This is a genomic window from Lutibacter sp. A64, from assembly GCF_022429565.1.
GTDB lineage: Bacteria > Bacteroidota > Bacteroidia > Flavobacteriales > Flavobacteriaceae > Lutibacter.
Genome location: NZ_CP092487.1, coordinates 594732 through 621079 on the forward strand (window position 1 = coordinate 594732; position 26348 = coordinate 621079).

25 protein-coding genes are annotated in these 26348 nt (G+C 29.6%); 19 read left to right on the top strand and 6 right to left on the bottom strand.

Features of this window, described 5'->3' with window-relative positions; genetic code table 11:
* Position 1 precedes the first annotated feature (1 nt).
* The 6 genes from MKD41_RS02255 to MKD41_RS02280 all read left to right on the top strand — a co-directional run bounded on the left by MKD41_RS02255 (position 2) and on the right by MKD41_RS02280 (position 2819).
* The gene (locus MKD41_RS02255; RefSeq protein ID WP_240243828.1) at positions 2-298 is read left to right on the top strand and encodes a hypothetical protein; all 297 of its coding nucleotides are present in this window, start codon (positions 2-4) and stop codon (positions 296-298) included.
* Positions 282-692, top strand: coding sequence for a 6-pyruvoyl trahydropterin synthase family protein (locus MKD41_RS02260; RefSeq protein ID WP_240243829.1), 411 nt, complete (start codon positions 282-284; stop codon positions 690-692). Before MKD41_RS02255 ends, MKD41_RS02260 begins: the two co-directional genes overlap by 17 nt.
* Positions 693-767: 75 nt before the next feature.
* The gene (locus tag MKD41_RS02265) at positions 768-1052 is read left to right on the top strand and encodes a hypothetical protein (protein WP_240243830.1); all 285 of its coding nucleotides are present in this window, start codon (positions 768-770) and stop codon (positions 1050-1052) included.
* A gap of 177 nt (positions 1053-1229) precedes the next feature.
* Positions 1230-1697, top strand: coding sequence for a nuclear transport factor 2 family protein (locus MKD41_RS02270; RefSeq protein ID WP_240243831.1), 468 nt, complete (start codon positions 1230-1232; stop codon positions 1695-1697).
* A gap of 3 nt (positions 1698-1700) precedes the next feature.
* Positions 1701-2087: a hypothetical protein gene (locus tag MKD41_RS02275; RefSeq protein WP_240243832.1), complete on the top strand. Its 387-nt coding sequence runs from the start codon at positions 1701-1703 to the stop codon at positions 2085-2087.
* A 120-nt stretch (positions 2088-2207) separates the two neighbouring features.
* The gene (locus tag MKD41_RS02280) at positions 2208-2819 is read left to right on the top strand and encodes a fumarylacetoacetate hydrolase family protein (protein ID WP_240243833.1); all 612 of its coding nucleotides are present in this window, start codon (positions 2208-2210) and stop codon (positions 2817-2819) included.
* A 46-nt stretch (positions 2820-2865) separates the two neighbouring features.
* Here MKD41_RS02280 and MKD41_RS02285 read toward each other — a convergent pair whose 3' ends face one another.
* A complete protein-coding gene (locus MKD41_RS02285) occupies positions 2866-3279 on the bottom strand; it encodes a hypothetical protein (RefSeq protein WP_240243834.1) in 414 nt (137 codons plus the stop codon).
* Positions 3280-3387: 108 nt separating this feature from the next.
* Between MKD41_RS02285 and MKD41_RS02290 the strand changes: the two genes are divergently transcribed.
* From MKD41_RS02290 to MKD41_RS02315, 6 genes are all read left to right on the top strand, one after another.
* Positions 3388-4632: a competence/damage-inducible protein A gene (locus tag MKD41_RS02290; protein WP_240243835.1), complete on the top strand. Its 1245-nt coding sequence runs from the start codon at positions 3388-3390 to the stop codon at positions 4630-4632.
* A 79-nt stretch (positions 4633-4711) separates the two neighbouring features.
* The gene (rpmB, locus tag MKD41_RS02295) at positions 4712-4951 is read left to right on the top strand and encodes a 50S ribosomal protein L28 (protein WP_240243836.1); all 240 of its coding nucleotides are present in this window, start codon (positions 4712-4714) and stop codon (positions 4949-4951) included.
* A gap of 6 nt (positions 4952-4957) precedes the next feature.
* A complete protein-coding gene (gene rpmG, locus MKD41_RS02300; protein ID WP_240243837.1) occupies positions 4958-5143 on the top strand; it encodes a 50S ribosomal protein L33 in 186 nt (61 codons plus the stop codon).
* Between the two features lie 45 nt (positions 5144-5188).
* Positions 5189-5341, top strand: a complete 153-nt coding sequence (locus MKD41_RS02305; protein WP_240227183.1) for a DUF4295 domain-containing protein — start codon at positions 5189-5191, stop codon at positions 5339-5341.
* A 91-nt stretch (positions 5342-5432) separates the two neighbouring features.
* Positions 5433-6386 carry a signal recognition particle-docking protein FtsY gene (gene ftsY, locus MKD41_RS02310; RefSeq protein WP_240243838.1) on the top strand — a complete coding sequence of 318 codons (954 nt, stop codon included), beginning with the start codon at positions 5433-5435 and terminating at the stop codon, positions 6384-6386.
* Between the two features lie 78 nt (positions 6387-6464).
* Positions 6465-8114: an amidase family protein gene (locus MKD41_RS02315; RefSeq protein ID WP_240243839.1), complete on the top strand. Its 1650-nt coding sequence runs from the start codon at positions 6465-6467 to the stop codon at positions 8112-8114.
* A 4-nt stretch (positions 8115-8118) separates the two neighbouring features.
* Here MKD41_RS02315 and MKD41_RS02320 read toward each other — a convergent pair whose 3' ends face one another.
* Positions 8119-9180: a serine hydrolase domain-containing protein gene (locus tag MKD41_RS02320; protein WP_240243840.1), complete on the bottom strand. Its 1062-nt coding sequence runs from the start codon at positions 9178-9180 to the stop codon at positions 8119-8121.
* Positions 9181-9272: 92 nt separating this feature from the next.
* Here MKD41_RS02320 and rimO point away from each other — a divergent pair, with 92 nt between their 5' ends.
* Positions 9273-10586: a 30S ribosomal protein S12 methylthiotransferase RimO gene (gene rimO, locus MKD41_RS02325; RefSeq protein ID WP_240243841.1), complete on the top strand. Its 1314-nt coding sequence runs from the start codon at positions 9273-9275 to the stop codon at positions 10584-10586.
* Between the two features lie 88 nt (positions 10587-10674).
* Here rimO and MKD41_RS02330 read toward each other — a convergent pair whose 3' ends face one another.
* The 3 genes from MKD41_RS02330 to MKD41_RS02340 form a co-directional block, all read right to left on the bottom strand.
* On the bottom strand, positions 10675-11409 hold the full coding sequence (locus tag MKD41_RS02330) for a hypothetical protein (RefSeq protein ID WP_240243842.1): 735 nt from the start codon (positions 11407-11409) through the stop codon (positions 10675-10677).
* An 87-nt stretch (positions 11410-11496) separates the two neighbouring features.
* Entirely contained in the window at positions 11497-13239 is a 1743-nt protein-coding gene (locus tag MKD41_RS02335) for an OmpA family protein (RefSeq protein WP_240243843.1), read from the bottom strand.
* Between the two features lie 304 nt (positions 13240-13543).
* Complete coding sequence (locus MKD41_RS02340; protein WP_240243844.1) at positions 13544-16012, bottom strand: M14 family metallopeptidase; 2469 nt, start codon at positions 16010-16012, stop codon at positions 13544-13546.
* A gap of 100 nt (positions 16013-16112) precedes the next feature.
* Here MKD41_RS02340 and MKD41_RS02345 point away from each other — a divergent pair, with 100 nt between their 5' ends.
* Together MKD41_RS02345 and MKD41_RS02350 are read left to right on the top strand one after the other, a co-directional pair.
* Positions 16113-16811 carry a diphthine--ammonia ligase gene (locus tag MKD41_RS02345; protein WP_240243845.1) on the top strand — a complete coding sequence of 233 codons (699 nt, stop codon included), beginning with the start codon at positions 16113-16115 and terminating at the stop codon, positions 16809-16811.
* A 140-nt stretch (positions 16812-16951) separates the two neighbouring features.
* Entirely contained in the window at positions 16952-17662 is a 711-nt protein-coding gene (locus tag MKD41_RS02350) for a peroxiredoxin (protein ID WP_240243846.1), read from the top strand.
* A 293-nt stretch (positions 17663-17955) separates the two neighbouring features.
* On the opposite strand, the gene MKD41_RS02355 is transcribed toward MKD41_RS02350, so the two are convergent.
* Entirely contained in the window at positions 17956-18417 is a 462-nt protein-coding gene (locus MKD41_RS02355) for an Lrp/AsnC family transcriptional regulator (RefSeq protein WP_240243847.1), read from the bottom strand.
* A 169-nt stretch (positions 18418-18586) separates the two neighbouring features.
* On the opposite strand from MKD41_RS02355, the gene MKD41_RS02360 reads away from it, so the two are divergent.
* From MKD41_RS02360 to MKD41_RS02375, 4 genes are all read left to right on the top strand, one after another.
* The gene (locus MKD41_RS02360) at positions 18587-19549 is read left to right on the top strand and encodes an NAD-dependent epimerase/dehydratase family protein (protein ID WP_240243848.1); all 963 of its coding nucleotides are present in this window, start codon (positions 18587-18589) and stop codon (positions 19547-19549) included.
* A 381-nt stretch (positions 19550-19930) separates the two neighbouring features.
* Positions 19931-21580, top strand: coding sequence for a DUF6377 domain-containing protein (locus MKD41_RS02365; protein WP_240243849.1), 1650 nt, complete (start codon positions 19931-19933; stop codon positions 21578-21580).
* Positions 21581-21893: 313 nt separating this feature from the next.
* Positions 21894-24851, top strand: coding sequence for a SusC/RagA family TonB-linked outer membrane protein (locus tag MKD41_RS02370; protein WP_240243850.1), 2958 nt, complete (start codon positions 21894-21896; stop codon positions 24849-24851).
* A gap of 19 nt (positions 24852-24870) precedes the next feature.
* Positions 24871-26346: a RagB/SusD family nutrient uptake outer membrane protein gene (locus MKD41_RS02375; RefSeq protein WP_240243851.1), complete on the top strand. Its 1476-nt coding sequence runs from the start codon at positions 24871-24873 to the stop codon at positions 26344-26346.
* The last annotated feature ends 2 nt before the right edge of the window (positions 26347-26348 follow it).

Here is a 26348-nt window from a genome sequence, read left to right on the forward strand (position 1 = left end):
TATGACAGCCAAAGATTTAAAGGTACTTGAAAACTGGAGAAATAAGCAAAAAATGGGTAAATGGAAATATATTGCTGTTTATGGAGGCTTTTTTATGCTTCTAATGCTTATTTTTAGAAATATTGGCGATTATTTTTCAGACAAATTGCCTTTAGATTTTTTTACAATTAAAAATATATTAAAACAACTAATAAGTGCCGGAATTGCTGGTTTAAGTTATGGTTTAATCTCTTGGTTTATGAACCAAAGAACCTATAAAAAGTTAATAATAAAACAAATAAATGAAGGTAACAGTTAATAGAAAAGCTCATTTTAATGCAGCGCATAGATTGTACAATGCAGATTGGACAGATGCTAGAAATGCTACGGTTTTTGGAAAATGTGCCAATCCAAATTATCACGGACATAATTATGATTTAATTGTAGCTGTAAAAGGTGAAATACATCCAGAAACAGGGTTTGTTATGGATATGAAAGTTCTAAAAAAATTAATTGAAACTGAAATTGAAGAACAATTTGATCATAAAAATTTAAATGAAGAAGTTCCAGAGTTTAAAACATTAAACCCAACTGCTGAAAATATTTCTGTTGTAATTTGGAATAAATTACGTGCTAAAATTGATGAAAATCTAGAATTATCCATTACGCTTTACGAAACCCCAAGAAACTTTGTAACTTATTGTGGCGAGTAGCTTAATTTAATTGGCACTTTTAGAACATATTGTATATAAGAGCTGTTTATTTAGTTAAATAATATTGTATACACTATGAAAAAAATAATCTGCTTAATTTTAATTCTAACATTAAATTCTTGTCATTTTATTGGGAAAAGAAATGGAATTAAATTTAAAATAACAAACAAATTTAAAGCTCCCATTAATAATGTGAAATTTACAACTTCAGAATATATTACTGCATTTGAATTTGATAAAATAGGAGTTGGTAAAACTGTTTCCGGTTTTCTTTCAATTAAAAATAATAAAACCGATGGGAGTTATGTATTGGAGTATACACGTGTAAAAGGTGAAAAAGCAACCAAAAATTATGGATAGTACACAAATGGAGGAGCTTTAGAAAGATGGGTTGCATTTAAAATTGATAATGATACTATAACCTATAATTTCAGTAAAATTAACTAAGAATTATGCTTTTTATGTAAAATTAATTTACAAACTAATAGCTATTGCATTTATGTAAAGCTGAAAATAAAGGGCTTAAAAAATAAATTTATGAATAATAAAGAATTAATAGAAAAATTTTACACTTCGTTTTCTAATGGTAATGCTAGTGGAATGACAGAATGCTATCATAAAGGTATTCAATTTCAAGATCCCGTGTTTGGAAAATTGAAAGGTGATGAAGCTTTTAAAATGTGGGAAATGTTGTTGTCTAAAAAATCTGCAACTACAAAAATTAGCTTTTCAGGCATTAAAACAAGCGAAAATAAAGGAAGTGTTAACTGGGTGGCGAATTATGTCTATGGAAAAAACAAGCGCAAAGTAACAAACAAAGTTAGTGCTAATTTTAAATTTAAAGATGGTAAAATTATAGAACATATAGATACTTTTAATGTTTGGAAATGGTCTAAACAAGCTCTTGGTACTGTTGGTTTTTTACTCGGGTGGACTCCTTTTATGAAACATAAAATTCAGAAAATCACTAAAAAACAGTTAGAAAACTTTATGAGTGAAAATTAATTAATGAAGAAGCGACTAAAACCTAAAAAGGAAAAATTATATTTAATACTTTCAGTTCTAATTATTTCAATCGGATTTATTTTAACAATGTTTTATAGACCCTATGTTTATAAAAATAAAATCAATGATTTTGGACTTGCAGACACTATAGGAAGTTTAGTTTCTGTAATTGGATTTTGTTTTTTTATTTGGAGTTATAAAGCATATTCTAATAAAGAAAAAAATAGACAAATAATTTTAGCAACAATAATTTATGCATTTGTTTGGGAGTTTTTAGGGTATTTAAATATTTATGGTACTTTTGATATTAAAGATGTTATTGCTGCGATAATAAGTGGATTACTAACTTTTTTTTTAAAGGAGTTTATTGATCGTAAAAATAATATTTAAAGTTTTTAAATCAGTCAAATCAAAAATTTAAAGAATAGTATCTTTAAAATAAATTATTTCAATAATTTAGTGCTTCGTTATTAACGTAAACATAAATCAATAATTCAATTATTTATACGTATGAAAATAATTTGTATAGGAAGAAATTACGCCAAGCATATTGAAGAACTTCAAAGTGAAAAACCAGAAGATCCAGTAATATTTTTAAAACCAGATTCAGCTATTTTAGCAAAAAATCAACCTTTTTTTATACCACCTTTTTCAAATGATTTGCATTATGAAGTAGAGGTTTTAGTGAAAATAAATAAAGTTGGTAAATATATTGAAGAAAAATTTGCCCATAAATATTACGATGAAATAGGTTTGGGAATTGATTTTACGGCAAGAGATTTACAAAATAAATTAAAAGATAAAGGTTTGCCTTGGGAAAAATGTAAAGGTTTTGATGGAAGTGCTGTTATTGGTGCTTTTTTCCCAAAGGAAAATTTAGGAGATTTATCTAACTTAGAATTTACATTATCTAAAAACAATAAAATAGTACAAGAAGGAAATACCAATGCTATGCTTTGGAAAATAGATGAGTTAATTGCTTATGTTTCACAATTTTTCACCTTAAAGAAAGGAGATGTTATCTTTACCGGAACACCTGCTGGTGTTGGAAAAGTTGTAGAGAATGATGTTTTAGTTGGAACTATTGCAAATAAAGAAGCACTCTCAGTAAAAATAAAATAGTTTATTAGGTTAAAAATATAGAATAGCTAAATAAGGTATACAGTTATTAAAAGGTGAATAAAATTGGTCCTTTATATTCTTCAGCTTCTTTTCTGTGTTCTTTCATAATATCATAACCATAATGTGTTCTAACTAAATCTTTAAAGTTATACTGTAGTCTAGGAAAGTTTCTTAATAACTTATTAAAGCTGCTATTTTTAGAGTTGCTCATAAAATAGTATAAGATTTCAGTATAAGCTCTAGTTAGTGTATAATTAAACTTATCACTTTTTAACGCATTAATATAATAGTTTTCTTTTAATCTACAGTTCTTAATAATAGCAGTCTCAAGACCATATTTTTTAATTAAAATATAAGACATTCTTAAAAGAACTTCGTGTGTAAAGTAAGAAGGACTCAAAGTACAATTTTCAATTTGTTCTATAAGTTCGTTGTCATTTAATTCATCTGGTGCAATCATAGCTTTCTATATAGGTATTAATTAATACGTTCTTTTTATATTAAAGATGTGTTTTTTTTAAAAAGGTTGCGTCAGAATTAGTACTTTTATCAAAATATTTTAATAAAAATGCAAGCAGAAATAATTACTATTGGAGATGAAATTTTAATCGGTCAAATTTTAGATTCAAATTCAAAGTGGATTGCAGAAGAATTAAATAAAATTGGTATATCAGTTTATCAAATAACTTCAATTCAAGATACAAAAGAACATATTTCAAAAGCTTTAAATGAAGCAGAGAAAAATTCGGACATTGTTATATTAACAGGAGGTTTAGGACCTACTAAAGATGATGTTACTAAATTAACCTTGGCAACTTATTTTAATGATAAATTAGTGTTAAAAGAAGAAATAGTAGCGCAAATTAAAGAAATGTTCGCTAAAATAGATTATCCTTTTACAGCTGTAAATAGAGACCAAGCATTAGTTCCTTCAAAATGTATTCCTTTAAAAAATAATTGGGGAACAGCGCCGGGAATGTGGTTTCATAAAAACAATACAGTAATCATCTCATTGCCAGGTGTACCCAATGAAATGAAAGGCTTAATGCAAGATGAAGTATTGCCAAAATTAAGACATACTTTTAAATTACCTTATATTTTACATAAAACCATATTAACTTATGGAATGGGAGAGAGTATGGTTGCAGAGCGTATTGAAGACTGGGAAGATAATTTACCAGAATTTATTAAATTAGCATATTTGCCAGCTTATGGAAAGTTAAGGTTGCGATTAACAGCTAAAGGAGCTGAAAAAACATTATTGGAAACCAGCATGCGTTTAGAACTTGAAAAACTTTTTAAATTAATCCCCGATTTAATTGTAGGAGTTGAAGATTCTCAAACTATAGAAGTTGCAGTAGGTAAATTATTAAAAGCTAAAAAACAAACCTTAGCGGTTGCCGAAAGTTGTACAGGAGGAGAAATTTCTAAAATGTTAACGGCAATTCCGGGTGCATCGAGCTATTTTTTAGCTGCTGTTGTAGCATATCAAGCGAAAGTTAAAATATCAGAATTAAATGTAGATAAAAATTTAATTGAGCGTTTTTCGGTTGTTAGCGCAGAAGTAGCAGAAGCTATGGCAATTGGTGTTCAACAAAAATTTAAATCGGATTATGCAATAGCAACTACCGGAAATGCTGGGCCTACAGCCGATTTAACAGATAAAACAGTAGGAACGGTTTTTATTGCAATAGCCACACCAACAGGTGTTTTTTCAAAAGAATATTTTTTCGGACAGCCGAGAGAAAAGGTGATAGGAAAGGCTTCAAACAAGGCTTTAGAACTGCTGAGAAAAGAAATTTTAAAAAACTAGTTAAATAAGTTTGTGTATTTAGATATAAAGAATTAATTTTGCATCTCGTTTTGAGAATACATAAAAAAGGTACAGAAATATGTCAAGAGTTTGTGAACTTACTGGAAAAAAAGCAATGGTTGGAAACAATGTTTCTCACGCATTGAATAGAACAAAAAGAAAATTTGACGCTAATTTAATTAAAAAGCGTTTTTATATTCCTGAAGAGGATAAATGGGTTACTTTAAAAGTATCTACATCTGCTTTAAAGAATATTAATAAAAAAGGAATCTCTGCGGTTATTAAAGAAGCAAGAGAAAATGGTTTTTTAAAAAAATAATAAGCAATGGCAAAGACTAAAGGAAACAGAATTCAGGTGATTTTAGAATGTACTGAGCACAAAGCTTCAGGACAAGCAGGTACTTCTAGATATATTACAACTAAGAATAAAAAGAATACTCCTGATAGAATGGAACTTAAAAAATTCAATCCTATCTTGAAGAAAATGACTGTTCATAAAGAAATTAAATAATTAGAGGTTTTTTAATAAAAACTTCAAATAAAACTTAATAAGACCATGGCAAAGAAATCAGTAGCATCATTACAAACAGGATCAAAAAGATTAAGCAAAGCTATAAAAATGGTAAAATCACCTAAAACAGGTGCTTACACTTTTGTAGAAGCTATTATGGATCCAGCAAATGTAAAAGACTTTTTGAGCAAAAAATAAATTTTTTGTTTTTAAAATATTATAAAGCTACTTTCAAATTATTGAGGGTAGCTTTTCTTTTTTTATATTTATAACCTAAATTTGTAGAAAAATGAGTTTATTTAAAAGAATATTTTCAAAAGAGAAAAAAGAAACTCTAGACAAAGGTTTAGAGAAAACAAAAACATCTTTTTTTTCGAAGCTATCAAAAGCAGTTGCAGGTAAAACTAAAGTTGACGATGATGTATTAGATAATCTAGAAGAAGTTTTGGTATCTTCAGATGTTGGAGTGGAAACAACGCTTAAAATAATTGATAGAATTGAAGCCAGAGTGGCCCGAGATAAATATTTGGGTACTGATGAGTTAAATAAAATTCTTCGTGAAGAAATTGCAGGTTTACTTTCTGAAACTAATGTTGGTAACGAAATCGATTTTACTATTCCATCAACTAAAAAACCTTATGTAATTATGGTTGTAGGTGTTAATGGCGTTGGAAAAACTACTACAATAGGTAAACTAGCTTCGCAATTTAAAAAAGCTGGAAAAAGCGTTGTTTTAGGTGCTGCAGATACCTTTAGAGCTGCTGCAATAGATCAATTACAAGTTTGGGCAGATAGAGTTGATATTCCAATTGTTCGTCAAGAAATGGGAAGTGATCCAGCTTCTGTGGCTTTCGATACTTTAAAATCTGCCGTTTCTCAAAATGCAGATGTGGTTATTATAGATACTGCCGGAAGATTGCACAATAAAGTAAATTTAATGAACGAGTTGACTAAAATTAAACGTGTAATGCAAAAGGTGGTAACAGATGCGCCGCATGATGTATTGTTGGTTTTAGACGGATCAACTGGTCAAAATGCTTTTGAACAAGCAAAGCAGTTTACATTGGCAACTGAAGTAACATCGTTAGCCGTTACAAAACTTGACGGTACTGCAAAAGGTGGTGTCGTTATCGGAATTTCAGATCAGTTTAAAATTCCAGTTAAATATATTGGAGTTGGAGAGGGAATTGATGATTTACAGGTGTTTAATAAAATTGAATTTGTAGACTCCTTCTTTAAATAAAAGAACATAAATAAAATATTTAAAGCCTCTTTTTTAAGAGGTTTTTTTATTTTTATACTTTCTGTAAAATCAAATCAAATGAAAAATATATTTTTTGTAGTTCTATTATTTATTTTACTTAATGCGTGCAAACAAAAAGAAGAACCTGTTATTTTTACAAAATACGATGAATCAACAGAGTTATTAGAACAGCAAAATCACGAAATTAATAGAATGCAATTTAAATTAATTCAATCTAAATATTTAGATATGAATGAAGTTTTTAAACCATTTGAAGAAGATTTAGCTAACTTTTCAGAAGATGATTATTTAAATTTAGTACCATTTATTTTAGAGAAAGATATTCCTACAATACAAGAATATGTAAACAATAGAATTTTATCTTATGAAAGAATTGTATTGTTTTACTTATATAGAATTAGGAAATATGAAAGCAATTCTAATTTAGCTCTACATAGTATTATAGCTCTAAACCCTACTATTATTGAAGAAGCACGTGAAAAGGATAGAAAACGACCTGCTAATTTAAAAAATGCTGTATACGGTTTACCTATACTTTTAAAAGATAATATTAATACTGTTGGAATGCCAACTACCGCTGGAGCTTTTGCTCTTTCAGAAAATTTAAATACAGAAAATGCTTTTATTGTTAAACAACTAAAAGATAAAGGAGCTTTAATTTTAGGGAAAGCAAATTTAAGTGAGTGGGCTTACTTTTTTTGTAGCGATTGCCCTGTCGGTTATAGTGCTATTGGCGGACAAACATTAAATCCGTATGGAAGAAAAATATTTGAAACCGGTGGTTCTAGTTCTGGAAGTGGTGTAAGTGTTGCCGCTAATTATGCGGTAGCAGCAGTAGGTACAGAAACTTCAGGATCAATTTTATCTCCTTCAAGTAAAAACGCTGTTGTAGGTTTAAAACCAACAGTAGGTTTGTTAAGTAGAACAGGAATTGTACCAATTTCAAGTACTTTAGATACACCAGGTCCAATGACAAAAAGTGTTATTGATACTGCAATTTTACTTTCGGCAATGTTGGGTGAAGATGCTAACGATATTATAACAAAGGGAAATAATAAACAATTAAAGTATGTAGATTCTTTAAATTATTCAACTTTAAGAGGAAAAAGAGTAGGGGTGTTTAAAGAATTATTAACAGATTCAATTTATAAAAAATCAATACAAGTTATAAGAAGAGCAGGAGCGGAAATTATTGAATTTGAACAACCTAAAATTTCATTAAATGGGTTTTTAACTTTGTTGCGTATTGATATGAAAAAAGATTTACCAGCGTATTTAAGAAATGATGCAGATAAAAATATAAAAATTTCAAATATTGAATCTATAGTCGAATTTAATTTACAAGATGTTGTAAAACGAGCGCCTTACGGACAACAATTATTTGAGGCTATTTTACAAGATACTACTTCAATTGAAGCATTTGAATTGATAAAACAAAATTTACATACAAAAGGACTTGAATTTTTTAATACTCCAATGGATACACATAATTTAGATGCTATTTTATCAATAAATAATTATCATGCAGGTTTTGCAGCTGTAGCTAAATATCCGTGTTTAGCTGTACCAATGGGGTATGAAGGCACAGGAGAGCCTATTAGTTTAACATTTATAGCAAAACCTTTTCAAGAAGAGAAATTATTAAAATTAGGATATGCTTTTGAAAAATTAACGAAAGTAAGAACGCTTCCAAATAATTATAAATAGTATTTTAATTTATAATTAAATTTAGTTTTTGCCATAGTTCATTATCGAAATTAGAAAGCGCAAAATTTGTATCATCAGCACTTTCTCCCATTCTAATAACAACTAATTTTTTACTGGGCGATACGTAAATTTTTTGATCATTTTTACCTAAAGCAGCATATAAATCATTTGGAGCATCTGGAATTAATGCACCTTGAAATTCATATTGAGATTGTGGTAAGTGGTAATTAGATTTTCCATTTAACCACCATAAATATCCGTAAGCTTTATTAATGTCTTGTGAAGTATTTATAGAAGCGTTAAAAAATGTTTCATTTACAATTTTGGTAGTATTCCAAGTTCCTTTGTTTAAGGTAAGTAAACCAAATCTAGCCATACTTCTCGTTGTGCTATAGTAAATATTAAAGTCACCAGTTTGTAGCCAGGTTCCAGTCATTCCAATTTTATCTTTCAAATTGGAATTGAAAAATGCTGAAAATGATTGATTAGAAGCTTTCTCTATAATATCTTGTAATTTAACATATACATTATGGTATGCCCATCGTGTTCCAGCATCACTTTTAAATTTTAAATTTATTGGCTCTACATTGTCTCCTAAGCTATCATCTAAACCGGAGTTCATACTAAGTAAATGTTTACAAGTAATCATGTTTTCCTTTTTAATTGGAGCACTTGTCCAACCAGTACCTAAATAATCAGCTACTTTATTATTGATATTTATAAAGCCTTTTTCTTCGGCAATACCTGTTGTAATAGAGGTTAAGGTTTTACCTGCACTTGCCCAATACCAAGGTTTTGATATAGAATGATTATTAAAATATGATTCAATAGCAATTTTTCCATTGTATAAAACTATAAAACCTTTAGTGTTCTTTTCTTCTAAATAATTTAATAAAGGCTGTATTTCAGTTTCATTCCAATTTAATTCAGAAGGAGAGACTGTTTCCCAAGTATTTCCAGTTAGCGGAGGGAAATATGTAGATTGTGATATTTCGGTTAATTCTTCATTTTTGTCACAAGCTACAATGCTAATTAGTAAAAGTAAAGTTCTTAAATATTTTTTCATTAGAGAAAGTTAAATTTCAGGTATTTATAATTAGACTAAACTTAATTGAAAAGGTTTGATTACTTTTGCAAATATTATTAAAAATAAAATTTGTGCGTACAAAATCTAAAAAAGAAAATAAAATCAACGTAGTTACTTTAGGTTGTTCAAAAAACGTTTACGATAGTGAAGTTTTAATGGGGCAATTAAAAGCAAATAATAAAGACGTTGTACACGAAGATGAAAATGATGAAGGAAACATTGTTGTTATAAATACCTGTGGTTTTATTGGAGATGCCAAAGAAGAATCGGTTAATACTATTCTGCATTATGTAAATAAGAAAGAATTAGGAGAAGTTGATAGAGTGTATGTTTCTGGTTGTTTAAGTGAGCGTTATAAGCCAGATTTACAAAAGGAAATTCCTGATGTAGATGAATACTTTGGTACTCATGATTTACCGAACTTGTTAAAGGTATTAGATGCAGATTATAAGCACGAATTGGTTGGAGAACGTTTAACAACAACGCCAACTCATTATGCATATTTAAAAATTGCTGAAGGTTGCGACAGACCTTGTTCTTTTTGTGCAATACCATTAATGCGAGGAAAACATGTTTCAACTCCTATTGAAGATTTAGTTGTTGAGGCTACAAAATTGGCTAAAAAAGGAATTAAAGAACTTATTTTAATAGCGCAAGATTTAACGTATTACGGATTAGATATATACAAAAAAAGAGCATTGGCCGATTTGTTAAAAGAATTGGTTAAAATTGATGGTATAGAGTGGATTCGCTTGCATTACGCTTTTCCAACTGGATTTCCGTTAGATGTGTTGGAAGTAATACATAACGAACCTAAAGTTTGTAACTATTTAGACATTCCTTTACAGCATATTAATGACGATATTTTAAAATCGATGCGAAGAGGTACTTCACACAAAAAGACAACTAATTTACTTGCTGAATTTAGAAAATCGGTTCCTGATATGGCAATTAGAACTACATTAATTGTTGGATATCCAGGTGAAACAGAAGCTGCTTTTCAAGAATTAAAAGATTGGGTAGAAGCAATGCGTTTTGAACGTTTAGGTGCTTTTGCATATTCGCATGAAGAAAATACACATGCAGCTAATTTAGTAGATGATGTTCCAGAAGAGGTGAAACAACAACGTGTAAATGAGATTATGGAATTACAAAGTCAGATTTCTTTTGATTTGAATCAAGAAAAAGTTGGTAAAACTTTTAAGGTGATTATTGATAGAAAAGATGGAAACGTATTTGTTGGTAGAACCGAATTTGATTCGCCTGATGTTGATAATGAAGTGTTAATTGATGCTACTAAATATTATGTGCAAGTTGGTAAATTTGCACAAATTAAAATTACTTCAGCTTCAGAGTTTGATTTGTATGGGGAACCTGTTAATTAATTGAAGATTAACAATTACTTATTTGGTAATTTATAAAATAGTAAAGGCAATTTTGAAATTTCAAAATTGCCTTTTTCAATTATAACTATTACGGACAACATTGTTTAAAACAAAAATTATCAAACCACCATTCTTCAACTGGATTTCCTCCTTCATCAATAAAGAAAGCAACACCGCTTATATTTTGAATAAGTGTGTTAAAAGCTAAAATATCGGCTGGTGTAGGAGGTGTGGTATTATTAACACCATTAATTGTCCAAGCACCAAATGTATTAGAAGGTAAGGTTGTTTCTGTAGCTAATTCTAACGGAACTTCAATGGTAACTGGGGCATTTCCTGAAATTACTAAACTAGCAGGGTCTAAAACAAAACTAGCAATATTTGATGAGGCTGCAGGACTAGTTCCGTCAAAAATTACAAGGCTATTGTTTGTTGCTGTGTTATTATTAGCGCCTGCAAAATATTCAACATCATAATGTAGTTCGCAACCTTGTGCTATTAAATCACTTGGAAAATCTGTAGTATTATAAGCCCAAGATGCACCACTACCGTCATCTACATATAATACATTAGAACCAGCTCTTAATTGAACTTGTAAATCATTTAAAGATAAGCCTAACCAGTTACCTGGGTTTTCAACTTTATCGTCTTCAAAATCTTCAAAAAGTTCGCAATATTCTTCACATATTTCTGTGTATTCGCAACTTTCATCATCTTCATTACAGGAAGCTATAATTAAAATAAGACCTAAAAATAATAGTTTTAGATAGTTGAAATTAATCGATTTTTTTTGGGAGCTGTATTTACTATATAGTGTTTTCATTTTTTTATATTTTAATTAAACCAAGGCATTGTTAATTGTAAATTTGCCTTGGTTTTGTTATTTAATTATTTATTAGATTATTTTGTATTAAAAGCAAACTACTTTAAATTCTGTTCTTCTATTAATACGGTGTTCTTCATCTGTACATGGTACATTATTTGTACATTTTGTGTTTTTAAGTTCGCTTTCTCCAGCACCTCGAGCTATTAATCTACTAGGTGAAATACCTTTGCTAGCAATGTAGTTTACTGTTGCGTCTGCTCTTCGTTGCGATAAAGATTGGTTATACTCATCACTACCTTGACTGTCTGTATGAGAAGACATTTCTACAGTAATATTTGGGTTTTCTTGCATTAATCTTACAACATAATCCAAATCTGGTTTTGCTGCTGGTAGAATTATAGCTTTATCTAAATCAAAATTTATATTTTCTAATTTTATTGCTTTTCCACAAGGGTCAATACACATTTCAAAGTCTATAAATAATGAAGAATTTCTATTGTATGCATCTGTAGTTACTTCAACCTCATTAGAAAAATAACCATCTTTTTTACCATTTAAAGCGTAAGTTGAAGCTTGTTTTAGGTGAAAAATAAAATTACCTTCAGTATTTGAGATTGTATTTTTTTGTTTAGCATTAATTTTATCTTTTAGTAAAATAGCTACATCTTTAATTCCGTCTGCAGTATTACATTCTACAACATTTCCTTTTAAAATATAGTTTTCATCTGCATATACAATTACCTTTTGAATTGTAGATCCATCAGCTTTACAATCTTTAAATTCTGCTTTAGTAATGCTGGTTTCTTCAAGGTCTATAGTATAAAGTTTTCCTTTTACAATGTAATTATCTGGTTCAACATCGTTAAAAACTACAACTCCATAAGAATTTGTTGTACCACTTTGTATAATATTTCCGTTTATATCTGATAGAACAATAGCTGTATTTGGTAAAATTTCGCCTGTAAATTTATCTTTTGCAGTAACTGTTACACCACAACCACAGGTTGCACAACAATGTGGGAAATGATCTAATCCACATACACTGCATACTTTTTTATCTAATTTAATGGTTAATCCAGCAAATACACCTACAGATGCAATATCACAATCGCAAGGAGCTTCTCTAACAATTGGACCACTTCTATCTAACATATTTTGTCCATCCATAGTTGTAATTGGGTGGTATCCAGCAGAAATCCCTAAGCCTGAATCTAATGTTTCCGTAACATCAAAATGTCTTAAATAATAGGCTCCAGCGTGTACTCCAAATGTTTTGTTGAAAAAGTAAGTAATGCGTGCTTGGGCTTTTGCAGAAATTACGTTTTTAGCATTGTAACCTGCATGAAAATTTAATAAATCGTTTGTGCCAGCATCCGTTAAAAGTGTTCTACCACCTTTTATAGATCCTAAACCAGCTCTGGTATTTAGTTCTCCAACTAAATTACCTTGTTGGTTTTCGTATTTAAAACTAGGACCAATTCCGTAAAACATACGCGTAATACTAGCTTCACTTAAATTAAAGTTTGTTATTAAACCTCCGCTTCCTATCAAATTTTCGGTAGGGTACGTACTTTCAGGTTTGTTTTTTATATAATCGAAGTCTACTCCAATACCAAACCATTTCCAGTAATAATCTAAAGATATTCCAGCTTCTAAACCAGCTTTATAATCTATATAAGGAGTGTTGTTATTATAGGTTGGAAAGTCGTACCCAACTCTTGGACTAATTTGAAAATAATTGCTTTTATTAGTCTCATTTTGTGCGTTTATATTTGTTAGCGTAAAAAATGTTATCACTAGCAAAAATGTTTTAAATAATGTCCTCATAATATCTTTTTTTAGTTTATAGTAATAGATAAACTGAAGTATTATTTTGTTACCCTATTTTTAATTTTTTTTAAAGTTTTATTAAATTTACACTAGTTAAGAAAGGTTAAAGGTGTTGATTTATAGTTAGTTATTATGAAGTAATAGAGGTTAAAGAACTTTATAAATTAATGTAAATCAAAAAAGGCTGTATAAAAAATTATAAATTAGCATCCTATTGATGAGAATTTTACTTTTTATACAGCCTCTCTATTTATAAGGTTCCTGTAATGTATTTTCAGAAAAATATGAACGGATTTAATATCTAATTCAAGAAAATTGCATTTACAAAAAATAGTTTTCCGTTTTGCCAAAAAGATCTAAATAAAGGATTGTCTACCATATAAATAATAGTACCACTACCTTTTCTTTCTATTCCAAATAAAAGTGAGTTATCAATATCTTTTAAAGCATTAGAACCAGCATATCCAGATACATGTTCAAAATTTTCTGGAAAATAAGCTACATTATATCCACTTTCTAATAATTGGTACGATGTAGAACTTTGTTTTAAACTGTAATAGTTATTCTCGTATCCAAAAGCTAAAGGGTGTGACGCATCAACAGTACTTTTAAAAATACTACCTGTAATTGCATTTTTAATGCTTTCATTTTCTCGTTGGTCAAACGGAATTAAATTTAATTGTTTAGCATCTTTATCTTCTTTTGTTTTTTGCTTTTTTAAGCCAAAGCCTTCTTTATCAGCAAAATTATTTACGGCGCTACCTAGTGCTATTATTTTTCCTCCGTTTGAAGCAAATGAGTTAAGTTTTTTTAGAGTTTGTTCATTTGCCCTATAGCTATTTGGTAAAATTAAAACTTGGTATTTAGTTAAGTCAATTCTGTTAAGATTTGCAGTGTTTAAAATATTTAAAGGATACTTTAATTGCTTTTCAAAAAAGTGCCAAATTTCCCCAAAACTTAGAGATGAAGTTCCTTCTCCAGCTAAAACAGCAATTTTTTTAGATGTTATAAGTTGCACATTAGAAGACCCGAAATCTGCTCCAGTAGCAACAAAACCAGTATTAGTTGTAGTTAGTTTTTTATTTAATTTGTTTGCTATTTCAACAATAACTGCATCAAAATTAGGAATATGTTTATTTTCACCTCGCATAATTATTAGAGATCCTTTTTTAAATTCATTCCCTTCAACCGAAAAATCTTTATAACTAAAGCGTACATTAAATCCTTTTTCTAATAAATCACCTAATAATTCAGCATCAGAAACTTCATTCCATTTATGTAAGTAAGCATAGGCATTTTCAGCAATTTTATTTGTGTAATTTTGCTTGTTAACCTCTACTAATTCAGAGTCGAAAGTAATGTTGTTTTCGGTTGCAAAACCTTGCAAACCGTATGCGTAAGGCAAGCTCCAAGCAGTAATATCATAGGTTATTGGTGTTGAAAGTTGTGTTTCTTGTTCAAACAAAACTTTCACCATTTTTCCTTTTGGTTGGTTTGTAGAAATTATTAAATCATTTTTATTTGTTGTAAAGTTTTCGGTAGTTTTGGTGTTGTAATTATATGCTTTAACTTTTTTTCCTTCAGAAATATAAAAATCAATTTCATGTTTTTGTAAAAAGTTTACTACTCCTTGAATTTTTTCAGAAGCTCCCCTTAAAATATAGTTTTTATATTTTAGTTCAGAATTGTCGAAAAACTTAGCATATTCTTCTAACATTTTTGATGTATTTTTAACTGCAACCTCTATTGTAGAAAGTCCCGTAGTTGTATGGTGTGCAATTCTATCTTTTAGTGTTAAAACGGTTTTATTATCTGTTACAATACCCAAACCAGCCATACCATGCCCTGCTTGTTCATATGTCATTCCAATAGCCCCCATATACGTAGGGTAGGTGTCTCCATAACTTGGGTACAATAGGTCAAAAGATTCTTTTGTAAAATAGCGCCAGCCTTCTTTATCGAAATGTTTTGCATGATTTTTTCCAATTTCAGTCTGAAAATCACGTTGCCAAGTTGTAATAATTTCGTGAAAAGGTTCTGCAGCAGGTGCAAAATAATATGGATTATTTATAAATTGTTCATGAAAATCTACATGAACTTGTGGCATCCATTTATTATATATTTTTAAACGTTGTTGCGATTCAATTTGAGTTGCCCAAGCCCAATCTCTATTTAAATCGAATAAATAATGGTTTGGTCTTCCGCTAGGCCAAGGTTCTTTGTGTTCAATAACATCTGGATTTGTGTTATAAGGGGTGCTTTTGGTTTGGTTGTACCAATTAACATAGCGATCTCTACCATCTGGATTTAAACAAGGGTCAATAATAACAACTGTATTTTTTAGCCAATCTTGTTTTTCGGTAATTAATTTATATAAAGTTAACATTGCAGCTTCAGAGGCAGAAGCTTCATTACCGTGTACATTATAACTTAGCCAAACAATTCCAATTTCAGAATCAGATTCACCCTTTATAATTCCAGTTTTTTGTAAGTTAGCTTTTCTAATAGCTTCTAAATTTTTACTATTTTCTTCAGAAGAAATAAAAGAAACATACAAGGGTCTATGTTCGTTTGTTTCACCATATTTTTCTAGAGAAACATTTACAGAATTAGAACTAACATAGTTAAAATAATCTATTATTTTATGGTGTCTTGTAAATTGTGTTCCTAATTCATATCCTAAAAATTCTGAAGGTGATTGAATTGTTTGAGCAAAACTTATAAGTGTAAAAAATGTACAAATTAGAAGTGAAAGGCGAAAGTTTTTCATAAATTATAAAAATTAAAGGTCCAAATGTACTTAAATTAACTTAATTAAAACATTGTATAAATTGTATTGTTTGTTTTATTTTTACCAAAAACTATAATTTGTGAAACAGGCATATTTTAATTGGAGTACAGGGAAAGATTCGGCATTGGCATTGTATAAAATATTACAAAACAGGGAGTATGCCATTGGAAGTTTGGTAACTACGGTAAATCAAAAATTTAACAGAGTGTCTATGCATGGTGTATCTGAAAATTTATTGGATTTACAAGCAAAAGAACTAGGTTTACCATTGTATAAAATATATTTTCCAGAAGAGGTTTCTATGGAGAGTTACAATACAATTATGAAAGCTGAGCTTGCTAAAATTGTAAATTCAAAAAATTATAAATATTCGGTTTTTGGAGATATTTTTTTAGAAGATCTAAAAGTATTTAGGGAAACTAAATTAGCCGAACTTAATATAAATGGTGTTTTTCCTCTGTGGAAATTAGATACTAATACTATTATTAAAGAATTTATAAGTTTAGGGTTTAAAGCTATTACTGTAGCTGTAAATGCAAATTTGTTAGACAAGAGTTTTGTTGGTAGAATTGTTGACGAAAGTTTTATTAATGATTTACCACAAAATGTAGATGTTTGTGGTGAAAACGGTGAGTTCCATACCTTTGTTTTTGATGGTCCAATTTTTAAAAATCCAATACCTTTTAAAATAGGAGAGAAGGTGTTAAAAACATATCCTTCAGATAAATCAGCTACTTGGGATTCTAAATTTTGGTATTGTAATTTAATTTCTAAATAAAATGAATTTAACCCTCTAAAATTTAGTTATTTCTTTAACCTATTTTTAACGTTTATGGGTGATTTAGGTTACAATTGTTGTGGCTTTTATGTTTTAAATTTACGCTATAAAAAAATAATAAATATTTAAAACATACATAAATGGAAGAAGAAAAAGAATACACAGGAATGCCAAGAATTGGAGATAAAGCTCCAGAATTTAAAGCTGTAACTACACAAGGAGATATTAATTTTCCAAACGATTATAAAGGAGAATGGGTAATTTTATTTAGCCACCCTGCAGATTTTACACCAGTTTGTACTTCAGAATTTATAACGTTTGCTAGTTTAGAAGAAAAGTTTGCAAATGCTAATTGTAAACTAGTTGGGTTATCTATAGATGGTCTATACAGTCATATAGCTTGGTTGCGTTCAATTAAAGATAAAATTGAATACAAAGGAATGAAAAATGTTGAGGTTAAATTCCCTTTAATTGAAGACATTACTATGGAAGTTGCAAAAAAATATGGAATGGTACAGCCAAATGAAGCTGCAACGCAAGCTGTAAGGGCCGTATTTGTAATTGATCCTGAAGGTGTTATTAGAACAATTATTTACTATCCTTTAAGCTTAGGTAGAAACTTTGATGAATTGTATAGAGTTGTAGTTGCTTTACAAACAGCAGATGCATTTGGTGTTGCAACACCAGCAGATTGGAGACCAGGTGATGATGTAATTATTGGCCCTGCAGGTTCTTGTGGTGCTGCTGAAGATAGAATGCAAGGAAAAGAAGATATGGATTGTAAAGATTGGTACTTCTGTTCTAAAAAATTAGATAAAGATGTAGTGCTTAAAAAAGTACTAAAAAAATAAGTATAGCACTATTGTCTAATTGTTGACAATAATTATGCTGAAATCAATTACTCATTCTTTCTTATTTTAGAATAAGGAATCTATGAACGTTTGATTTCAGCATTTTTTTGGAAGTGATTCATTTTTTTGTTTAAGTTATAAAAAATTATACTTTAAATCTTTTATTGGTATTCGTTATGCTGAACTTGATTCTGCAGCTCACCTTGTTAAATATCCATTATTATGAGAACTTGAATCAAGTTCAGGTTGACGTGCATTTTTATTTTTTAGACAGTCACTAATAAATTTCACATTTAAAAATAATAGGCTGTAGTGCTGTAAATTTCCTTTAAAACAAAATAACTTTCCAAAACACCAATATTTTCAATTTTAGATAATTTTAAGCGTACAAACTCATGATATTCGTCTAAGTCGCCAAGATTTATTTTTAAGAAAAAATCTACTTTACCCGCCATATGATAACATTCTTGCACTTCTTTTAAAGCTTTAATTTGGCGTTCAAACTTTTCAATAAAACCCTCGTTATGGTATCTTAAAGAGACCATACATATAGCAGTAATTGGTTGGTTAACAAGTCTTTTATCTAAAATAGCTACGTATTTTTTTATATAGCCATTTTTTTCAAGCCTTCTAATCCTTTCATAAACAGGTGATGCGGATAGGTTTAAGAGTTCAGAAACTTCTTTGGTAGTTTTTTTTGAATCCTCTTGTAAAATTCTTAAAATCTTAAGATCTATATCGTCTAATCGTTCCATAAAAAGATAAAATTACTGGTTTGATATTATTTAAAAGTTGTTTTTAGATAAAATTTAATAAAATTTAGTATTTAAAAGATAAAATTACTTATTTTAATTGAATTATAAGTTTATTTAATTGATTATGTTTAAAAATTTGTAATTTTATTCTTATAAAAATACGTTTAAAATGAATCAAGATAAATTATTAATTACCGGAGCAAGTGGTCAATTAGGAACCGTTTTAACTAAAAAATTACAAGAAAAGTATGGTGTTACTAATGTAATAGCGTCAGACTTGAGATTAGATTCAAACTTTAAAGGAATTTTTGAAACATTAGATGCAACGGATTTTGATGCAATACAAGAAATTGTGTCTAAATATAAAATTACGCAAATTTATCATTTAGCAGCTATCTTGTCTGCAAATGGAGAAAAATATCCACTAAATACTTGGGATATTAATATGAAAACATTCTTTAATGTTTTAGAAGTTTCAAGACTTAATGCTATTGATAAGGTGTTTTTTCCGAGTTCTATTGCTGTTTTTGGCGCTAATATAGATAGAATAGATACTGCCCAATATTCTAATTTAACACCTTCAACCGTTTATGGAATGAGTAAAGTTACAGGTGAAAATTGGAGTAAATATTATTTTGAAAAATATGGTCTAGACATTCGTTCTATTCGTTATCCAGGTGTAATTGGATACCAATCGTTGCCAGGTGGAGGTACAACAGATTATGCCGTTGATATTTTTATAAAAGCCATTAAAAATGAAAATTATGAGTGCTTTTTAAATAGCACAACAACATTACCAATGATTTATATGGATGATGTAATTAGAGCTACTATAGAATTAATGGAAGCTCCAAAAGAAGCAATTACAGTTAGAACCTCTTATAATTTAGCGGGTATGAGTTTTGATCCTGCACAATTAACAAAAGCAATTCAGAAAATATATCCAGATTTTAAAGTGACTTACAATCCAGATTTTAGACAAAAAATTGCGGATACTTGGCCAATGAGTATAGATGATTCTTATGCTCGAAAAGATTGGAATTGGAAACCTAAATTTGATATAGATGCTATGACACGCGATATGGTTAAAAATTTGAAAATTAAGTTTTCAGATAAGAGCATGTCTTGTTAGCTGTTTTTAAATAGTTTTAAAGAACCAATTTTTCGCGTCATGCTGAATTCATTTACTCGCTATCCTTTTTTTATTACCTTTTAAAGAGTTTATGAATCTATAATTTTAGTTGCTCTTATTTATTATGACAAACTAAATTAATAGCGTACCGTCATGCTGAACTTGATTACTCACTATCACTTTTTATTACCTTTTTAAGTGTTCATGAATCTTTGATTTCAGCATCTGCATCTAAGGAAACCTTAACGTCATGATATTCCTATAAAAAAGTAGCATACAAATATGTTATATAGCAGGGATTGATAGTTTGTATTTACTGTTTATAACATAGATGATAACCCTCTAATTGAAATTTATTACTTTTGAAAAAACAAATTTTCCATGAGAGTTTTAACACTATTTTTTTTAGTTTTTTTTAGTCAATTTCTTACAGCTCAAAAAGAAATTGATTCATTGCTTCTTGTTTTAGATAAAACAATGGAAAATCGTAATGAATATGATTTACAAAAAGAACTTCACATTAATAATTTAGTAGATTTATTAAAAGATGAAAGTTTAACGCTAGAGCAAATTTATCATATCAATAATAATATTATTTATGAATACGAATCATATTCTTTTGATGAAACACTATCGTATATTGAGCAAAATATTTCGATAGCAAACAATTTAAAGAATCAACTTTTTATTGATGAATCACGATTAAATTTGGCAAAATTGTTGGCTTCTTCTGGTCGTGATAAAGAAGCTTATGACATTTTAAACGATATAGATAGAGTACACCTCGATGATAAATTACTTAACAGTTATTATAACAATTATAAAAAAGTATACTTAGACTTAAGTTTTTATTCTCTAGCGAATGAAAATAAAGAGAAATATTCAAATTATTACAAAGCATATACCGATTCATTATTTAATAGATTAGACCCAAGTACAGAAGAGTATTTGGCAATAGTTGAAACTAAGTTTAGAGACAATAGGCAGTTGTTAGAAAGTTTGAAAGTTAACTCCCGCAGATTGGCAATGACAAATATGGGAACCAGAACATATTCTCTTGTTACTTTTGAAAGATCTCTAAGTTATGAGCTTGAATTAAATACAGTTGAACAAAAAAAACAGTTGATTTTGTCAGCTATTTCTGATATTCAAGCAGCTGTTAAAGACAATGCTTCTTTAACAACATTGGCTTTGTTGCTTTTTGAAGAAAATGACATTGATAGGGCTCATAAATACATTAATTTCTCTTTTGAAGATGCTAATTTTTATAATTCAAGACTTCGCTTTATCATTATTTCAAACATATTACCGGTTATTACAAAGGCTTATCAAGAGCGAAGTGAAATTCAAAGAGCCAAACTTCAGAATTTATTAATAGCTATAAGTATACTTGGTGTTATATTATTATTAACCGTATTTTATATTTTTCAACAAGTAAAACGTTTGTCTAGAGCAAGAAACGAACTTTTACAAGTAAACGAACAACTTAATAAGTTGAATATAAAACTGAATAGCACGAATAAAAAATTAGAAAAATTGAATGAAGATCTTTCTGAATCAAGTTTAGTTAAGGAACATTATATAGGCACATTTTTAAGTATTCAATCTAATTATATTGATAAATTAGATGCCTATAGAAAAATGGTTAAAAGGCATATTACTACAAAAAAAGTAGCAGACCTATTTGAAAAAACAAAATCTAAACAATTAATAGATGATGAATTAAAACTTTTTTACAAAAATTTTGATGATACATTTTTACATATCTACCCTAATTTTGTTGAAAAGTTAAATGAATTATTAATTGATGAAGGTAAAATCACTCCTAAGAATAAAGGCTTTTTAAATACTGAACTCCGCATTTTTGCATTGGTAAGATTAGGAATAACTGATAGTTCTAAAATTGCAAAATTACTTCGTTACTCGGTAAATACAATTTACAATTACCGTGTTAAAGTTAAAAATAATGCAGCGGTTCCAAGAGACAATTTTGAAAATGAAGTAATGAAAATAGGAGCTTCTAAAAAGTAAAAAAAGTTTCACAATTAATTAATTTAACACATATTGCGGTTAAAATACATCCTATTTTAAGTTGTAACTTCCACTTTTTTTTAATCTAATATTTTAATTAAGTAGCTGTATTATAGTATTTTGCTATTTTAGAGCGCTCTTAATAGTCCACTTTTTTACTACATGTGATTGTAGACCTTCCTTATTTCCAATTTCTTTACAATATCAATTGAAATAACTTGTGTAAATAAGTTATGAAAATGATATAGACATTTAGATGGCTTTTAAAGCTAATCAAAAACAAACTCAATTAGTATCATTAAAAAAACCAAACATGAAATTTAATGAAAATTCAAATTTAAAAACAACGTTTAGATACGTAGTTTTAATGTTGTTAATTTCCTTTTCAACCTATGCTCAGCAAGGTTTAATAAAAGGGAATGTAACAGACAAAACAGGTCAACCTATTCCAGGAGCTTCAATTTTATTGAAAGGCACTGAAGTTGGGACTATCTCTGATTTTGATGGAAATTATCAATTATCCGTTGAGAATCCATCTACAGCAGTACTTATATTTAGTTATATAGGAATGAAAACTGTTGAGATTAATGTAATGGGAAAAACAGCAATCAACGCTGTGCTTGAAGAAAACGTAATGGCAATGAATGAAGTTGTTGTTGTTGGTTATGGTTCGCAACAAAAGAAAGACATTACAGGTTCTGTTTCCGTTGTAGGTGCAGATGATTTTGAATCGAGACCAAACACACAAGTTGCTTCCTTAATACAAGGGAAAGCAACAGGGGTTCAAGTACTTTCTAGTTCAGGTAAACCATCGCAAGGATTAAGTATTCGTATTAGAGGAACTAATTCAATCAATGCAGGAAGTGAACCTCTTTATTTAGTAGATGGGGTACCTACTACAGATACTAGATCTATCAATCCCTCTGATATTGAAAGTATTTCAATTCTTAAAGATGCCTCTTCTGCAGCAATTTATGGTTCGCAAGGAGCCAATGGTGTTGTAATTATTACCACTAAAAGAGGAACCTCTTCAAAACCAACAATAACATTTGATACGTACGTGGGTACTTCTCAAGTATGGAAAACATTACCCGTATTAAATGGAGAGCAGTATAGAGATTTAATGACTGAACTTGGTCAAAATACAGACTGGGATAATTACAATAATCATACCGATTGGCAGCAAGAAATTTTTCAATCTGGCTTGTCTCAAAACTATCAACTTTCAATGGGTGGTAAAAGCGAAAATACCAACTATTATCTATCAGGTGGCTACACTGCCCAAGTTGGAGCTGTAAGAAGTTCAGAAATGGATAGAGCAAATTTTAAAATAAATTTAGAGCAAAAAGTCAATGACTGGCTAAAAATTGGGACCCGTGTTGCTTACTCAAAATATTCAGATGTTGATATTAACGACAACTCAAGTGTAAATACAGGAGGTGTGTTGTTAGGAGCTTTAAATACACCAAGTATTATTGGTATTTATAATACCGATGGAACTTTTACGAGTAACCCGTTTCAAAATTGGGAAAACCCAATAGCTAGTACTGATGGTAGCGATAGAGAATATAACAATAGAAGATTTTTAGGGAATATTTACTTGGAAATAAACTTCTTAAAAGACTTTACATTTAGATCTAATTACGGTATTGATGATAGCAATGGTATTTATGATTATTTTTTAGATCCATATAGAACAAGTTATGGTAGAGCGTTAAATGGAATAGGTATTTACAATACAGATAACTCTTTCTTTTACATTTTTGAAAACACTTTAAAATACAATAAGGAAATTAAAAAACATAAACTGGAAGCTTTAGTTGGTTTTGTAAATCAAAAAAACTTTTGGGAAAATAGTTCCATAGAAAGAAGAAATTTTGCCAGTGATGGAATTAAAACAGTAAATGGTGGTTCTGAAATATTTGTAGCAACAGCCTATAAATCAGAAAAGGCAAATACCTCGTTTATAAGTAGAATTAATTATGATTATGATAATAAGTATTTATTAACAGCAAACTTTAGAGCAGATGGTTCAAGTATTTTTGGATCGGAAGATAGATGGGGATATTTTCCTTCATTCTCTTTAGGATGGAGAATATCTGAAGAGAACTTTTTAAAAGAATCTAAAACCGTTAATAATCTTAAATTAAGATTTGGATGGGGTATTGTTGGGAATGATCAAATTAATAATTACGCTTATTTTGGTAGAGTTGGTAGTGGAGCAAATTATCCAATTGGAGGTACAACAATGCCAGGAACTTATCCTGCATCTATTGAGAATTTAGGGTTAAAATGGGAGCAATCTGAACAAACAAATTTAGGTGTTGATGTTGGTTTCTTAGATGGAAACATAACTTTTACTGCTGATGCTTATATTAAAAACACAAGTGACTTACTTTTAAATGCACCACTTCCAAAAAGTACTGGTTTTGATAGTGCCGTTCAAAATATTGGTGAATTACAAAACAAAGGGTTGGAGTTTGCTTTAAGTACCATCAATATTAATAAAGAGGTTGTTTGGACTTCAGCACTAAACCTTTCTTTTAATAAAAGTAAAGTGGTTAACCTAGTTGGGCAAGAACTTTTTCAAGGTGAAATTGCTGGTAGAGGTTATGCTAGTTTAGTTAAAGAAGGTCTTCCTTTAGCAACTTTATACGGTTATGAATATGGTGGTGTTGATAGTACAACAGGAAATGCCTACTATATTAACAATGCAGGTGAAGCTACTTTTTCACCTACAGCAGATGATAGAAAAGTAATAGGAGATCCAAATCCAGATTTTTTATATTCTTTAGATAATACAGTAAGTTATAAAGGGTTTGGGTTAAATGTGTTTTTACAAGGAACACAAGGAAATGATATGCTTAATGCTACTAAAATAGAAGCAGAAGGAATGTTAGATCCAAAAAACCAATCAATTACCGTTTTAGATAGATGGAGATCTCCTGGTGATGAAACCAACATTCCAAGAGCTATTTGGGGAAGTACTGATAATTCAAGAATCTCAACACGTTTTATTGAAGACGCATCATATTTAAGATTTAAAACCATAACATTAAGCTATAATTTTGACGATAAAATATTAGATAATTTAAATATGGGAAGTTTAAAAATGTATGTTACTGGTGAAAACTTATTTACCATTACAGACTATTCAGGTTATGATCCTGAAGTGAATGCTTACGGAGGAAGCAATACTGTTAGAGGAATTGATTACGGAACATATCCGCAAACTAAGAACATCATTTTCGGTATCAATGTTACATTTTAATTTATAAAGATTTAGTATTATGAAAATATATAAAATAATAGTTGCAATCGCAGTAACATGTACTTGTATTTCTTGTGAAGATTACTTGGATTTAAGTCCAATTTCAGAAGAAACATCTGCGAATGCTTACAACAGTGCAAGTCAAATTGAAGCAGCACTCACAGGAACCTATGAATCATTTCAATCATCAGATTATTATATTTGGGACAATGTGCTGTTTCAAGATGTAAGATCTGACAATTATTATGCAGGTGGCGATAACCCTGAAATTTTCTCAATAGATTATTTAACCATTTCACCAACCAATTCAAAAGTATATGGTAGTTGGTCTAATTTGTACAATGCTATTGCAAAAGCAAATACAGTTATTGATAGAATAGATGCTGTTGAAGATGTTAATTTAACGCAAGAACGAAGAGATCAAATTACAGGTGAAGCTTATTTTTTAAGAGCCTACCACTATTACAATTTAGTAAAAACTTGGGGCGGAGTTCCACTAGTATTAGAAGCAGTTACATCAGTAAATCCAGAAGATGTTAATTTACCAAGAGCTTCAGTAGAAGAAGTTTATGAGCAAATTCTCTCTGATTTGGAATTGGCAGCTACACTTTTACCAGATACTTATGGAAATGAGGCAAGCGTAAATAAAGCACGAGCAACTGCTGGTGCAGCAAATGCTTTAGCTGCAAAAGCTTGTATGCAAAAACCAAATCCAAGCTATGAACAAGCGTTGGCATTTATTTCTGAAGTTGAAAAAAGCTCTGCAAACTACATTTTAATAGATTACAATTATTTATTCGATGGAAATCATTACAACAATAGTGAATCTATCCTAGAAGTACAATTTTTGGGCGGTGATGAAGGAAACTGGGGACCTCAAATGTTATTACCTCCTTCAATATCAGGAGATACTTGGAGAAAATTTGTGACTCCATCACACGATTTGGTAAACGCTTTTGATGCAGAAGGAGATGTTGTGCGAAAAAATGCGACTGTTTTGTTTGAAAGCGTACAGTGGATTGATGAATATTGGGGCAATGAAATTGGAACTACAATACCATTTGGTTATAAATGGAAAAGTGCTAGTGGTTGGGCAAGTTCAAATCGTCAATATTTATTGAGATATGGAGATATTGTACTTTTAAAAGCAGAGGCCTTAAATGAAACTGGTCAGTTAGAATTAGCGGCTGTTGAGGTGAATAGAATTAGAAATAGAGCTCTTTTACCCGATTTAACTTCTGCTCAAAAAGCAAATAAAGAAGTTATGAAAGCAACTATTTTAAATGAAAGAAGACTTGAATTGGCACAAGAAGCTCAGCGATGGGATGATTTAGTGAGAAACAATGTAGCTGTTTCAACTATGAATAATTTAGTTACAATTGACCTAAGAACTGGAAGTGCCGTAAATTATAATATGACAGCTGCTAAAATTTTATTGCCTATTCCTCAACAAGAATTAGATAGAAATCCAGCATTGGTACAAAACCCTTTATAAGA